The following is a 14317-nucleotide window of genomic DNA, read 5'->3' as shown; positions in this document are numbered from 1 at the left end:
ATGTTTGAAAAACTTATTATTGCAAATATATAAATAACAAAATCCTATGAAACGATTAATACATATTTATTTGATAATTAATCGTTACATAACTTTAAAATATTAGTTATTTTTACCGTTCTAAATATTTAAAATTTTGATTTCTTTTTTTAAACAAAAACCCGTTTTAAAGGATTTAATTCCAAATAATTTTGTTGACATTCATTCTCATTTACTACCAGGAATAGATGATGGAGCTAAAACAATTGACGATACGCGAAATTTAATGTTAGAATTGAAAAGTTTTGGATACAATCATTTCATTACAACTCCACATATCATAACCAATGTATGGGACAATACGGAAGAAAATATAAAAAAGCATTACGAATCCGTATTTAGTAAACTAGAAAAAGAAGAACTTTTTTCGTCGTTTAATGTGGCAGCAGAATATATGATAGATTCTTTCTTTATGAAAAGATTGGAAACTGAAAAGTTGTTGACTTTAAAGGGTAATTTTATCCTAATCGAAATGTCTTATTTAAATCCTCCAATTCAATTGTATGATATAATTTTTGAAATTCAACTTGCAGGGTATAAGCCGATTTTAGCACATCCTGAGCGTTATAATTTCTATCACAATAATTTTTCCGAGTACGAAAAACTTAAAAAAACAGGATGTCTGTTTCAACTCAACTTATTATCAACAGTTGATTATTATGGAAAAAATATCACTTCAATTGCTGATAAACTTTTGCAAAAAGGAATGATAGATTTTGTTGGTAGTGATGTTCATCATACTAATCACATTCAATCTTTTTATAAAAAAGTTTCAATTAAAAATACTGAAGCACTAAAGTTTGCTATTGATAAAAATCTATTTTTTCATCCATAGTTTATCTTTCCACGATTTTTTTGTTTGCTCTACATCGTTTCCATAACCATAACCATAGCCGTATCCATAGCCGTAAGCATAACCATAGCCATAACCATAGGTTTTTCTCCAAATAGTGTCATTTAAAAGTACTGCCATATTTGGTAATTTCTTTTCTTGATAGAAACTGTCAGCTACTTTTATAAGTCTTTTATCTAAATAATTAGCTCTCATAACATAGATAAACAAATCAGCATATTTAGCTACTAATAAAGTATCTGTTACTAAACTAACTGGCGCTGTATCTACAATAATATAATCGTATTGATTTTTAAAAGTGTCAAATAACTCTCCTATTTTATCGCTCATCAATAAATCAACTGGATTTGGTGGAATAATTCCAGACGGTAGAATATAGAAGTTTTCGAAATTATCAATTTTTACAATAAAATCTTTTACATCTTGGTTGGCTTTTGCTAAATAATTAGTCAATCCTTTTGAAGGAATGTTGACATATTTATCAATTTTAGGATTTCTAATATCTAAACCTATTAGTAATACTTTTTTATTTGAAAGTGCAATTGTACTAGCAAGATTTAATGCTACAAACGTTTTTCCTTCTTTAGGTAAAGTTGATGTTACAAATATTGTTTTAGCTTTATCAGCTGGAACATTATTTAGCATGAATTCTAAATTTGTTCTAACTATTCGAATGGCTTCTGCTGAACTAGATCGGCTACTTGCATTTATCAATTCATCTTGTGTTTCTGATTTTGGTATATCACCAAGGAATGGAATGTTTGTTTTAGATTCAATGTCTTGTCTATTTTTGATTTTTGTATCTAATAAATCTAATACAAATAAAATCAGAAATGGAATCAACAATCCGGCGATAATTGCTCCCAATAAAACAAAGTTTCTATTTGGTGAAACTGGAGAACTTGTAGCTAATGCTGAGTCTATAAGTTTAGAATTTGGTGCAGCAACTGCTAAAGAAATTCCAATTTCTTCCCTTTTTTGCAAAAGATATAGATAAAGCGATTCTTTTATCTGTTGTTGTCTTCCAATACTTGTAAGTTCTCTAGATTGATTAGGTATTTTAGAAATTTTATTATTTAACGATCTATCTTGCTTTTGTAAATCTTCTCTTTTGATTTTATAGGTTTCTAAAAGTCGTGCTAAACTTTCTTTAATGTTCCTTCTTTTTTCATCAATCTCTGCATTTAAATCAATAACTCTCTGATTTTTAACAGTTCCACTACCTAGAACTCTATTTCTTCTTATAACTACTTCATTAAAATCATTTATCATTATCGAAGCGTTATTATCTTGTGGAATAATATTGCTAGGTATAATTTCGTCAGTTGGTGAACTATTCAAATAGGCAATCATGGATTGTATTATCCTAATTTGAGTTTCGGTTTCTATAAGTGATTTTTCGAAAAGTGCAGAATTTTGAATATACAATTCAGCATCAGCAGTAATTTCTGTGATTCTGTTATTTGTTTTGAAATCTTCTCCTTGTTTTTCAACATCACCGAGTTCTTCTGTGATATATTTTAATCTGTCGTTTATAAACTTTTGTGTGTTTAACGAAACATATTTTTTATCTTCTATTGCATCTTTGTTATAGTTTTCAATAACTGCATCTAGTAAATCTTCTGCTTTATCAGCAACTGGATCATTCATTGAAAGTTCTACAACACTAGAGTTTTTACTTAGCGGTGTGATATTTATTTTACTTCTATACTTCTGAACAACATTAGCTAATTTATTAACTTTAACTATTATTTTATAGTCTTCTTTTGTTATGTATTTAGTAATAAAAGGTTTCTTTGTTACAACGAGTTTGGCTTCTGGTAAATTAACTATTGAGCCAAAATTAAATTTACCTAATGACTTTCCTTGATATTTTTTTAGTTCAAAATGATTTGCACTTAAATATATAACTTCGTAGCTAAAATTTTTGTTATAAAAGCTATCATTTGGTTCAAAGAATCTAACCTCTATTGGACTTTCATTATACAACTCAACAGATTTAACTCGTCCTTCTGCAAAATATTCAACGTTTAAGTTTAAGCTTTTAACTGCTTGGTTGATGATGTTTCTAGATTTTATTATCTCAATTTCGTTATCAACATTGTTTTTTACATTTTTAACAAAACCTAATTCAGAAAAAGCACTTAACTCTGATTGGATTCCACCTTTTCTTTCATCTTTCACTAATATTGTTGCTGATGCACTATACTGTGGAACCGTATATCTTAAATATAAAAGTGCTATTATAAAACAAATAATTATTGATAATAAAAACCATTTCCAATGAATAAAATATTTATCAAATTGTTCTCTGATATTTAAACTTTCATCGTTTGTTTTATTGTTAAAAGATTGGTGTTCTTGCATAATTTTTATCTAAATAGAATAATTGCAATTGTGGTAATTAATGATAGTGCAGATATTGTAACTGAAATATTTGGCCCAATAACTGATGAATTCATTTTTGTTTTATTAGGTTCAACTAAAACTACATCATTTTGATTTAAGTAATAAAATGGTGAGGAAACAAAATCTTTATTAGTTAAATTCAATCTATTGAAAGTTTTTTTACCATCAATTTCTCTTATAACCAATATGTTATCTCTTTTCCCATAAATTGTCAAATCACCTGCTAAACTTAAAGCTTCTAATATTGTAATGCGTTCACTAACTATTTTATATGTATTTGGCTTATTAACTTCTCCTAAAACCGATATTTTATAGTTTAACATTCTTAAATTAACAGAAGGATTAATTATGTATTCTTTAATTTTTTCTTCTAACAAATTTTTTGCTTGAGTTCTAGTTAACCCACCTAACTTTACTTTCCCTATCACAGGAAAATCAATATTCCCTTCACTATCAACTAAATATGTTTTTATTCCAGCCTGACTATCACCATCTTGATAATTTCCTTGAACTTGAGGTAAATTGAAAGGTATAGTTAGATCAGGTTGTGATGCTGCAACTATTACGCTCAACAAATCATCAGATTTTATTATTGGCTCATAACTAGTATTAGCTAAAGTTTGGTTATCTACATCTTGTAAATAAGCAATGTCTTTTCTAGAAGCACATGATAAAAAAAGGCAAACACTTAATAATGTTGCTAGTACATTAGAGAATTTCATATTAAATATTATAAAGAATGCAAAGTTAACGATTTATCTTATAGTAAAGTTGAATTATGCATCAAGAGTTTCAAAAATTGAATTCATACTTTTGAATTCTGGGACAATTTTTTTCATCAAACCAACTATTTCATCATTTGATGCTTTTTTTGAAGTCGCAATTAATTCATTAACTAGAATATCTACTTCTTCAAATTTATCAAAATTATCTTGTCCAATAAGAATTTTTTCATTGTGGGTTGGCAGAGTTTTTGAAGTATCATTCAATAATTCTTCATATAATTTTTCACCTGGACGCAAACCAATAATTTTTATTTTAATTTCCTTATCTGGTATAAAACCTGCTAAGCGTATCATCTTGTTTGCAAGATCAATTATTTTAACTGGTTTACCCATATCAAAAATATAGATTTCTCCGCCTTGTCCCATTGCACCTGCTTCAAGAACAAGTTGACAAGCTTCTGGTATTGTCATGAAATATCTAATAATCTCTGGATGTGTAATGGTAAGTGGTCCGCCTTCTTGTATTTGTTTTGTAAATAATGGAACAATTGAGCCATTAGAACCTAATACATTTCCAAATCTAGTAGTGATGAATTTTGTTTTATTTTCTCTTTTAGAATTTGCTAAATAAAAATTTAAAGATTGTACATATTTTTCTGCAATTCGTTTACTTGCTCCCATCACACTACTTGGATTTACTGCTTTATCAGTAGAAATCAAAACAAATTTTTCTACTAAATATTTACTCGATAAATCGGCTAAGTTTTTTGTTCCGATAACATTTGTAAAAACTGCTTGTGATGGATTTTCCTCCATTAAAGGAACGTGCTTGTAGGCAGCAGCATGATAAACAAAATCTGGTTTAAATTTTTTGAAAACATTTTCAACAGCTACAAAATCTTTAACATCCGCTAAAACCGTTCTAATTTTTATTTTATCTGCAAACTCAGAAATCTCTAATTTTAAATTATGTAATGGCGATTCGGCTTGGTCAAGAATAACAATTTTGTGTGGTTCAAAATTTATTACTTGTCTAACTATTTCACTTCCAATAGAACCTGCTCCACCTGTTATTAAAACTGTTTTACCTTTTATTTGAGATGAAATTCCATGATTATCTAATAAAATGGGTTTTCGTTCTAATAAGTCTTCAATAGCAAAGTTCTTTAACTGATTGGATATCTGCTTTTGGTCTTCCCAATCTGTTATTAATGGAACTGTAAAAACTTTGAAATTATATTCTAAACATTCCTCAACTAGTGCAATTGTTTCTTCTTTTGACAAACTTTTTTCTGCAATGATTAAAGCTTCAGCTCCTAAACTTCTTAAAATTACGTGAACTTTTTTAGATTGATTTATAATCGGTAAATTTAGAATGCTCTTGGATGTTTTTACTTTTTTATATTTATCAATAAATGCAACTAACTTAAAACGTGATGGTTTTTCTGTTCTTAAAGCATTGGCAACAGAAATAGCATTAGCATCTGCTCCATAAATTACAGCTTTAACCAATTTAACTTTATCGTCAGATTGAAGATATTTTTCGAAAAAGTTTTTGACTAAAATCCTGAATAAAAATAATAATAAAAATGAAATTACATAGGTAATAAACAAACTTGTTGATAGAAAAATCTTTATTTTGAAAAAGAAAACTAATGAATAATTTACCGTTAATAAAAATAAATAAGACGATGTTGTAGCAACTAGTAGCTTAACTCCATCAATAAAAGTTGAATGTCTAATAATTCCTGAGTAGGTTCTATAAAAAAGAAAAAACATTGCATTAACAAGAATAATTATTCCTGCCCGAAATGGTCTTTCAAGTTGACTAGTATAGATAACAGACAAACTATCTAAAATAACATAGGTTACAATAATAGCTGTTATAACAATAAACACATCGATAGCAAATATTATCCATCTTGGTAAATAACCAATATTGCTAAAGCGTTTACTTATTACGTTATTTTTTATTTCTGAAAAAGTAGAGTTACCCATATAATACTATTCGACTAACAAATTTAAGATAAAATTAACATTAAAGACATTTTTAAATATAAATATTAAAAAAATCGTTGAAAAACTTCTTTAATTCTATTCTTATCATCGTTATTCAAATTTGAACCAGACGGCAAACAAAGACCTGTTTCAAATAATGTTTCAGATATTTTCCCGCCGTAGTATGGATAATCCTTAAATATTGGTTGCAAATGCATTGGTTTCCAAAGTGGTCTTGATTCTATGTTTTCTTTTTCAAGCTCAAGTCGAATCTCTTCTCTTGATTTTCCTAGTTTATCAGAATTTATGGTAATGCAAGATAACCAATGGTTTGAAAAATAGTCTGAATTTGGTTCTTGAAACACGGTTATTGCATCATTATCTTTAAAAATAGACTTATAAAAGTCGTGCATTTCTCTTCTTAAATTAATGTGTTTTTGAAGGACTTCCATTTGTCCTCTTCCAATTCCTGCAGAAATATTACTCAATCTGTAATTATATCCAATCTCGGAATGTTGGTAATGAGGCGCATTATCTCTTGCTTGTGTTGCTAAGAAAACAGCTTTTTCTTTTATTTCTTTTGAATGAGAAACCAAAGCTCCACCACCAGAAGTTGTAATAATTTTATTTCCATTAAATGATAAAGCTGCAATATCTCCAAACGTTCCACACATTTTTCCTTTGTAATGACTTCCTAAAGCTTCAGCGCTATCTTCAAGGATTGGAATATTATATTTGTTTGCAATTGATCTTATTTCATCTGCTTTATATGGCATTCCGTATAAATGAACTGGGATAATAGCTTTTGGTGTTTTACCTTTAGATATTCTATCTTTAATTGCATCTTCAAGGGCAACTGGACACATATTCCAAGTTTCTATTTCACTATCGATAAAAACAGGTGTTGCACCAAGATATACAATTGGGTTGGCGGAAGCTGAAAAGGTAAAACTTTGACAAATTACTTCATCACCAGCCTTTACTCCTAATAATATTAATCCTAAATGTAACGCCGCTGTTCCTGAACTTAATGCAGCAATATGTACATCTTCATTGAGAAATTTTTCTAAATCTTGTTCAAAACCAGTAACATTTGGACCTAGTGGTGCAACCCAATTGGTATCAAATGCTTCTTTGACATAATTTTGTTCATTTCCACCCATATGTGGTGAAGAAAGCCAGATTTTAGTTTTCAAAATATCTTCTATTTTTGTCCCCATTTGAAAAAAATATTTGCACTACGTTTTCTTTTGTAATCTTCAATAGAATTTATACTCTCTAATTTATCGTTATAAATAATATAACCTATTCCTTTGAAATAGTTTATGATTTTATCTTCATCACTCTGAATTTCAATCATTAAGTTTGGCTTGGCTTTTTCAATAGTCTGCTTAAAACCTTGAATGACATTCCATTCAAATCCTTCAACATCTATCTTAACAAAATCGGGAAACTTAGTTTCATTTTCATAAAAACTATCTAAAGTAATTACAGGCACTTTTTGCACTTCAACATCTACATTTGTATCTGCTGAATGTGCTCTACTCGTTTTAAATCCGTCAAAATCTTTAACAAAAGAATTGTTTTGTCCCGAAATTGGATCAATATAAAAATCTAATTCTCCCACAATATCTCCTGCACCTTTTTGAACAATTGATATAATACTTTTTAAATTTTCATCTAAAAAATCAATGTTCTTAGTAAGGTATTTCAAATTTTCGTTGCTCGGCTCAAAAACTACAACTTTACCTTTATCGCCAACCAAATCTGCATAAAAAGTTGAAAAATATCCAATATGACCACCAATTTCTAAAACATAATTATCTTTAGAAATCCATTTTTTGAACATGGCAACGGTTTCTTCTTCACGTTTTTTTCCATGATACCAATAACCTTTGTGGTTATAGGAATTAAGCATGAATTTTTTATGAGTATAGTGATGTGTGATAGTTATATCTTTTGCAGTAGCTTTTAAAATTTTAAGGACAATTTTTCGTAACATAATGTGTTTAAATTATAGATTGATATCTAAAAGATTAGAAAGTCTAATCTGCGGTAAATATAGTACTTCTTTATTAAAATCTTGTTTATGGATATTATTTCCATCATCTAAAATACAAATTGTTTTCCATCCCAATTCATTTGGAGTAACAAAGTCTTTTTTAACATTATCACCAATATAGTAGTAATCATCTGTTTTGAATTTATGAAAAACTTCATAGTTTTTTTTATTTGGTTTCTCACTTCCAAATTCTTCTGAAATTATAATTAAATCAAATAAATTTTCAATGTTTAAAGCTTTGATTTTGTTACGCTGTGTAATTGAAAATCCGTCAGTAATTAATCCTAATTTATATCCTTTATTTTTTAAATCAATTAAAAGATTTCGTTCTTCTGATTGTGAATTAAAATTTGGAAAATGATTTCTGTAAATATTTTTTAATGTTTGAATTTCGATGTTTTGATATTGATTAATAATATTTTGAAAGACGTTTTGTTTATCAAAATACCATTCCATCATCTGTTCGAAAAGAGTTTCGTTTTTAATATCAACATATTCAGCAATCGAATTAAATGCCGATTTGAGGTATTCAATTTCTTTAACGATGGTATCATCAAGGTCAAAAACAACAGTTTTAGTCATTTAGTGATTAAAATTATGTATTAGAATTTCATCATCATATCGAAGCATCATCAAGTTTTTTTCCCAATCATTAAAAACTTCAACACCTTGATTTTCCATCATATATTCTTGAATAATCCATCTAGGAAAATTAGCTTTTGCTAAATAACTCAAAGGATAACCGCCACCAAAACGAGGATTTATTTCTATTCCAAATATTTGCTGCGTCTCTAAATTAACGAAAACTTGAAACGTTATACAACCTCGAAAACCGTCAATATGTTGCATTTTTTTCCAAATTTCTGGTATAAAAAATGCGTCTTTTGTTACGGCTTTATTCACTTCACCGTCACGAACTTCAATTCGTTGTCTTGGAACAAAACATTTTAAATCCGAATTCTTATCATAGTATAAATCAATAGTGAACTCTGTATGTTTTTTGTGATCCAAGTATTCAAGAAATAGTAGTTTGTCATTTTGAAAATGATAATCGGTTAATTGTTCTTGAGTTGTAATAATAAAGTTATCTACACTTCTACTTCCGTCGTAAGGTTTGATATAAATAGGTAACTGATAATTTTCTTTAGAATATTCTTTGGCACAATTAATACCATATTTTTCAAAAAATTGATGTGTTAATCTCTTGTCTCTGAATATTTTCATTATTTCATAATCCGAAATCACGACCTCTATTCCCTTTGACTTGAATACTTCAATGTTTTTAGAAAGAATAAGTAACTCAGTATCTATGGTTGGGACAATAATTTTAACACCATTTTCTATCGCTAATTGTAGCAAATCGTCGATATAATTTGGTTCGGTGACGCGTTGCATTTTAAAATAACCATCCGAAATTCGACACGCTGAAGCATAATCTGGATTTGCATCTGTAGTAAAAACTTTTGCTTCAGCAAAAACGCTTTTCAATTCTTTTTGAAAAAATCGGACCAAAGAAACACGACGTCCAGCTGATGTTATTAGTATATTATTCATTAATTATATCCATTAAATGGTTCTATTGTATTTCCATCTTGGGCATTTATTCCTTCGCTTTGGATTACTTTTTGAACTGTTTTTAAAATTATTTTGCAGTCGAGTAAAAAACCAATATTATCCACATACCAAACATCATATTCAAATTTTTTGTCCCATGATATGGCATTTCTACCATTGACTTGTGCCCAACCTGTTATTCCGGGTTTTACTTCATGTCGACGATTTTGAAAATCATTATATAAATGTAAATAGTCCGTTAATAATGGTCTTGGTCCAATTAAGCTCATATCTCCAATAATTACATTTAAAAGCTGAGGAATTTCATCTAATGAAGTTTTTCGAACAAATTTACCTACTGCAGTTAATCTTACTTCATCAGAAAGTAACTTTCCATCCTTATCTTTTTTGTCATTCATAGTTTTAAACTTAACTATTCTGAATACTTTACCATTTTTTCCTGGACGTTTTTGGAAGAAAAAAGGCTTTCCATCATTGGCAATTGTTAAAAATAATACTATTAGAATAAATAAAGGTAACACTAAAACAAATCCAATTAGTGATGCTGTAAAGTCTATAACTCGTTTAAAAAAATGTTTGTACATTTTAAATTTTTAGTGATTATTTTTTTCAAAGGACTGATATTCCTCAAAAATTGCTTTCCAAACTACATGTTGTTCATATCGAGACACAATCATTTTTCGTGCATTTTTTTTCATTCTTAGTATTGCATCAGATTTAAGAATACAATCATTCATAGCTTCAAAAATAGCATTTTCATTTTTAACGGGAATAATTATTCCGTTTTCTCCCTCAATGATAATTTCATTACAACCATTTATATTGGTTACTATACAAGGTAAATTCATTGCTCCTGCTTGCATCACCACATTTGGAAATCCTTCACGATAAGTTGGGAAAACTAAGGCATTACTAATGGCGAAATAAGGTCGAACATCATATTCAAATCCAGTTGAAATTATTGATGAATTTGATGTTATTTCATCTAATGTTTCTGATGAAAGTGGATCTAAATCGGTTTCATAATCACCTACTAGTAAGAGCTTTATGTTTTTATGTTGAGATTGAAGTTTAGAAAAAGCAGCAATTAACTCATTAATTCCCTTGTCTTTTACTAATCTTCCCACAAAGATGAAGACAAAATCGTTTTGGTCAATTCCTAACTTTGTTTTTAAATCTTGGTTATTTTCAAAAGAGTACAATTCTGGATTAAAGAACGAAGTGTCAATTCCATTAGAACTTCCGTTTCCTATAACTTTTAATTTGTTGGCTTTGCAATACTTATTTTCGATTATTATATCTTTTAAACCCAATGAATTTGGATAAACTTTAGTTGCGCAACTGTAAGTTAGTTTTTCAACAAAATCTAACAGTTTTCTTTTTTTTCCACCAATTTCTAATAAAGGTAAACCAGCAACTGTGTGTAAACGATTTGGAACACCTGCGAGTTTTGCAGCTAACATTCCTATTGTTCCTGCTTTTGGAGTATGAGAATGCACTATAAATGGTTTTGTTTTTTTGAAAAAAAAATACATTTTCACAAGCGCCAACAAGTCTTTTATTGGTGTAATTTGTCGTGTTAGGTTAACAAAAAAAACAGGTAGGTTTATTTTCTTTCCGAGTTTTTCTAAATTTTCTTTTTCAGATGAAACGGCTATTAGATTATAATGATTACCCATATATTCTAACTGCCCTGAAAGTAATTTTTCAAGTGAAATTGGAACTGTTGTAATTCGTATGAGAGTTTTTTTTTGCATAAACAATTTTTATGCTTTTTTCAACTTATTAAAATAGTAATTTGTGATTTGTTTTCTACAATTAAAAACTATATCAACATATTCTTTATAGTAAGCATCAGAAACAAAGAGTTTCTTTTTATATTCTTTATAAGTTATTGATTTATAGCGTTCAGGCAAACTTGGATTTAATTGGTAAGATGGACTAACCTCCAAAACTAAAGGTTGAGAATTTAAATCATCCTTTTCCCAAGTAATATCAAAAGCTCCGGTTGGTAAATTCATTTTGTGTAAAAAATCAATAAATAGAGATTTCCATTGTTCAGGGAAATTCCCAAATTCAGTAGTATTTCCAAATGAGGTTGCCGTTGGTTTCCACTCTTTACTAGAATTTACTCTCCAATAAAACGAAATTACTTCACCATTTAAGATTACAACTCTCAAATCGCGTCTCATATCAACCAATTTTTGAACAATAGTTTTTGAATGACCTTTTGCCCAAATTTTATCCAAATTTTTAAGTAAATCTTCCTTTGAGTTTACTTTTGTAATTCCACGAGAACCTGCGGAATGTATTTCTTTTATCAATGCTGGAAACTGAAGATTATCCAATTCATTAATCGAATAATTTCTATTTAAAATTATTGTTTTGGGATGATTTATTCCAAGTTTTAAAAATTGTTCTTGCATAAAAGCTTTATTCTCCCAATATTCAATTTCACTTGTTTCAGGAAAAAGTTTATTTCCTTGATTTTCAAGCTCATGAACGGTATGAAAAAGTGTTGCAGAATAATTTGCTACTTTGTACGGATTACAATTTTCAGAAACAGTATAGAAAATAGTTTTATTATTATATTTTCCAATATTGTTTCCAATAACAATTTTAAAAGGAATATTTCTGATTGCAATAGATTCTATCAATGCAAAATCACTCAGCAAATCGTTATGTTTTAGATATCGCAATAATGTTGTGAAAGGGTTTGTTTTAATCCAAATTATGGTATCAGCATTTTTATCATAATTTTTAATCCATTTCATTTTAGATATTCTTAGAAATAAATAAAGAAATGCAAAAATTTTTGAAAACAATCGATTGATAAACTTCATTGTTATGGAATTAAATTATTTTGAATTCAAATTTAAAATAAACTGATAATCATAATATTTTAAATTCATTTTTTTTACTTCATCTATTACTTCTCCGAAGAAAAGCGGTTTTCCTTTTTCATGATTATAACTTAAATCATCAAAGTAAATTATTTCAAAATTATTACTAAGATATTTTAAATATTTAATTTTATCAATTGGATTATTAGTAACAATCAATAAGTTATCATTCATGTTAAAACCATTTTTTATCAACCATTTTTTTGTTACTTTATAGTCAATAATATTCCTGTTACTTATAAAAATGACTGGCAAGTTTGAGAAATGATTATTGATGTAATTTAAAGTTCCATGAAGTGGTTGAAGATTTAAAAAAAAAGCATTTCTGTCTTTTTTAAATCCATTTAAATTAGTCCAAGTATCCGCAATTGTGTTATCAATATCTAAAACTAAAAATGAATTTGATTTTTTTGTTTTAGTAAACGTTTTTAATTGTGAATTAAAATAGAACTGTATGAAAGGATTGTAAAAAGCTTTAATTATTTTTCGCATAAAAGTTCTTTCATTGCTTTTATAATTAACAAGTTTTCTTCGAAAGACCTTGATGCAATACGAACAAACTGACCATCAAGACCAATCTTGTCGGAACAATCTCTAACATAAATTCCATATTTTATTAGAAGACTAATAGTAAAATCAAACGAAGTCATTCCGTTTTCTATTTCTACCAATGCAAAATTTGCCCTTGAAGGATACACTTTTATTCCTGGAATATTTTTTAATTCGTTAAGAAACATTAATGTATTCATTATGTATTTCTTACGCTCAATATCATACTTATCAATAAATTCTTTTTCAGAATATACCTTGAAGAAATAATTAGTCAAACCAGAAACATTCCATAAATAACCGTTTTTGAGTAACTTATCTACTTTGTCAGCATTCATAACTGCATATCCAGCTCGAAGTCCTGCAATCCCAAAATCTTTAGACATACTTTTAACGATAATTAAATTGGAATAAGTATCTGTCAATTCTTCAGAAGTAATTTGTGAAAGTTCTATATCTTCATATGCAAAGTGTATGAAACTTTCGTCAATGATAACATTTGTAACTTCTCTCAAGCTTGATAAAATATATAGAAAATCCTCTTGTTTTAAATAACCACCATTTGGATTATTAGGATTTATGATTGCTATAGTATCTGGTTTTTCCTTTTTGATGAAATCAACATATTTTTTTGGATCAAGAAGATATTCTTCTTCCTTTAAAAGAGGAAAATATACAATTTCTATATCATCTTTTACAAATTCATAATAGGATGAAAAAGTTGGTGAAATAATGCATATTTTTTTTGCAACAAAATTGTGAAGAATACCTTGAATAATTTCAATAGCACCATTTCCAACAAATATTTTTTTGTAATCTACATTTATTGCTTTGGAGATGTACTTTGCAACTTCCCTATTTTGAGGTGGATAAAATTCAAGAACATCTCTTAACTTGTTATTATCAATCAAATCTTCATGAAGACATTTCATAAACAAATCAGTTGCATAAGGATTTGATAAAAAACAAGCATCAACGCCTATTTTTAATTCAGGACATTCATTCAAGATGGTATCAATGCTAGGCGAATGTGTTCCCGAATCTGATTTTAATGTTTTGATTTTATTGACTACGTCGATGCTTAATTCTGAATTCATAATAATTAATGTTTTCTTGAGAATGCAAATTTAGTTAAAATGTGAGTACTTATTAATTTTTTGTTAAAAAAGGAGTATTAAAAAAAACGTTTAGAAAACCTAAAAAT

General features: G+C 28.1%; 13 protein-coding genes. 1 reads left to right on the top strand and 12 read right to left on the bottom strand.

Going from position 1 to position 14317, the window contains the following annotated elements:
- The first annotated feature begins 136 nt into the window (after positions 1–136).
- Positions 137–874 carry a tyrosine-protein phosphatase gene (locus tag BC748_RS06895; RefSeq protein WP_133532748.1) on the top strand — a complete coding sequence of 246 codons (738 nt, stop codon included), beginning with the start codon at positions 137–139 and terminating at the stop codon, positions 872–874.
- Here BC748_RS06895 and BC748_RS06890 read toward each other — a convergent pair.
- The 12 genes from BC748_RS06890 to BC748_RS06835 form a co-directional block, all read right to left on the bottom strand.
- Complete coding sequence (locus BC748_RS06890; protein WP_133532747.1) at positions 857–3259, bottom strand: GumC family protein; 2403 nt, start codon at positions 3257–3259, stop codon at positions 857–859. The two genes, BC748_RS06895 and BC748_RS06890, sit on opposite strands and share 18 nt — an antisense overlap.
- Before the next feature lie 5 nt (positions 3260–3264).
- Positions 3265–4023 carry a polysaccharide biosynthesis/export family protein gene (locus BC748_RS06885; protein WP_133532746.1) on the bottom strand — a complete coding sequence of 253 codons (759 nt, stop codon included), beginning with the start codon at positions 4021–4023 and terminating at the stop codon, positions 3265–3267.
- A 54-nt stretch (positions 4024–4077) separates the two neighbouring features.
- Positions 4078–6024: a polysaccharide biosynthesis protein gene (locus BC748_RS06880; protein ID WP_133532745.1), complete on the bottom strand. Its 1947-nt coding sequence runs from the start codon at positions 6022–6024 to the stop codon at positions 4078–4080.
- 65 nt (positions 6025–6089) lie between these two features.
- Complete coding sequence (locus BC748_RS06875) at positions 6090–7220, bottom strand: DegT/DnrJ/EryC1/StrS family aminotransferase (RefSeq protein WP_133532744.1); 1131 nt, start codon at positions 7218–7220, stop codon at positions 6090–6092.
- A gap of 8 nt (positions 7221–7228) precedes the next feature.
- Positions 7229–8026, bottom strand: a complete 798-nt coding sequence (locus BC748_RS06870) for an FkbM family methyltransferase (protein ID WP_133532743.1) — start codon at positions 8024–8026, stop codon at positions 7229–7231.
- Between the two features lie 12 nt (positions 8027–8038).
- On the bottom strand, positions 8039–8668 hold the full coding sequence (locus BC748_RS06865; protein WP_133532742.1) for an HAD family hydrolase: 630 nt from the start codon (positions 8666–8668) through the stop codon (positions 8039–8041).
- The gene (locus tag BC748_RS06860) at positions 8669–9640 is read right to left on the bottom strand and encodes an ATP-grasp domain-containing protein (protein ID WP_133532741.1); all 972 of its coding nucleotides are present in this window, start codon (positions 9638–9640) and stop codon (positions 8669–8671) included.
- Positions 9640–10245, bottom strand: a complete 606-nt coding sequence (locus BC748_RS06855) for a sugar transferase (RefSeq protein ID WP_133532740.1) — start codon at positions 10243–10245, stop codon at positions 9640–9642. The genes BC748_RS06860 and BC748_RS06855 overlap by 1 nt, the downstream gene beginning before the upstream one ends.
- Before the next feature lie 9 nt (positions 10246–10254).
- Positions 10255–11418: a glycosyltransferase family 4 protein gene (locus tag BC748_RS06850; RefSeq protein WP_133532739.1), complete on the bottom strand. Its 1164-nt coding sequence runs from the start codon at positions 11416–11418 to the stop codon at positions 10255–10257.
- Positions 11419–11427: 9 nt separating this feature from the next.
- Positions 11428–12435 carry an ATP-grasp domain-containing protein gene (locus BC748_RS06845; protein ID WP_162846425.1) on the bottom strand — a complete coding sequence of 336 codons (1008 nt, stop codon included), beginning with the start codon at positions 12433–12435 and terminating at the stop codon, positions 11428–11430.
- A gap of 84 nt (positions 12436–12519) precedes the next feature.
- A complete protein-coding gene (locus BC748_RS06840; protein ID WP_133532737.1) occupies positions 12520–13056 on the bottom strand; it encodes a hypothetical protein in 537 nt (178 codons plus the stop codon).
- Complete coding sequence (locus BC748_RS06835; RefSeq protein ID WP_133532736.1) at positions 13044–14210, bottom strand: pyridoxal phosphate-dependent aminotransferase; 1167 nt, start codon at positions 14208–14210, stop codon at positions 13044–13046. The genes BC748_RS06840 and BC748_RS06835 overlap by 13 nt, the downstream gene beginning before the upstream one ends.
- Between the last annotated feature and the right edge of the window lie 107 nt (positions 14211–14317).

Origin of the sequence: Flavobacterium dankookense (assembly GCF_004362665.1) — a bacterium.
GTDB classification, from domain to species: domain Bacteria; phylum Bacteroidota; class Bacteroidia; order Flavobacteriales; family Flavobacteriaceae; genus Flavobacterium; species Flavobacterium dankookense.
Note: the sequence above shows the minus strand (reverse complement) of the source record. Positions and strands in the feature narration are given on the sequence as shown.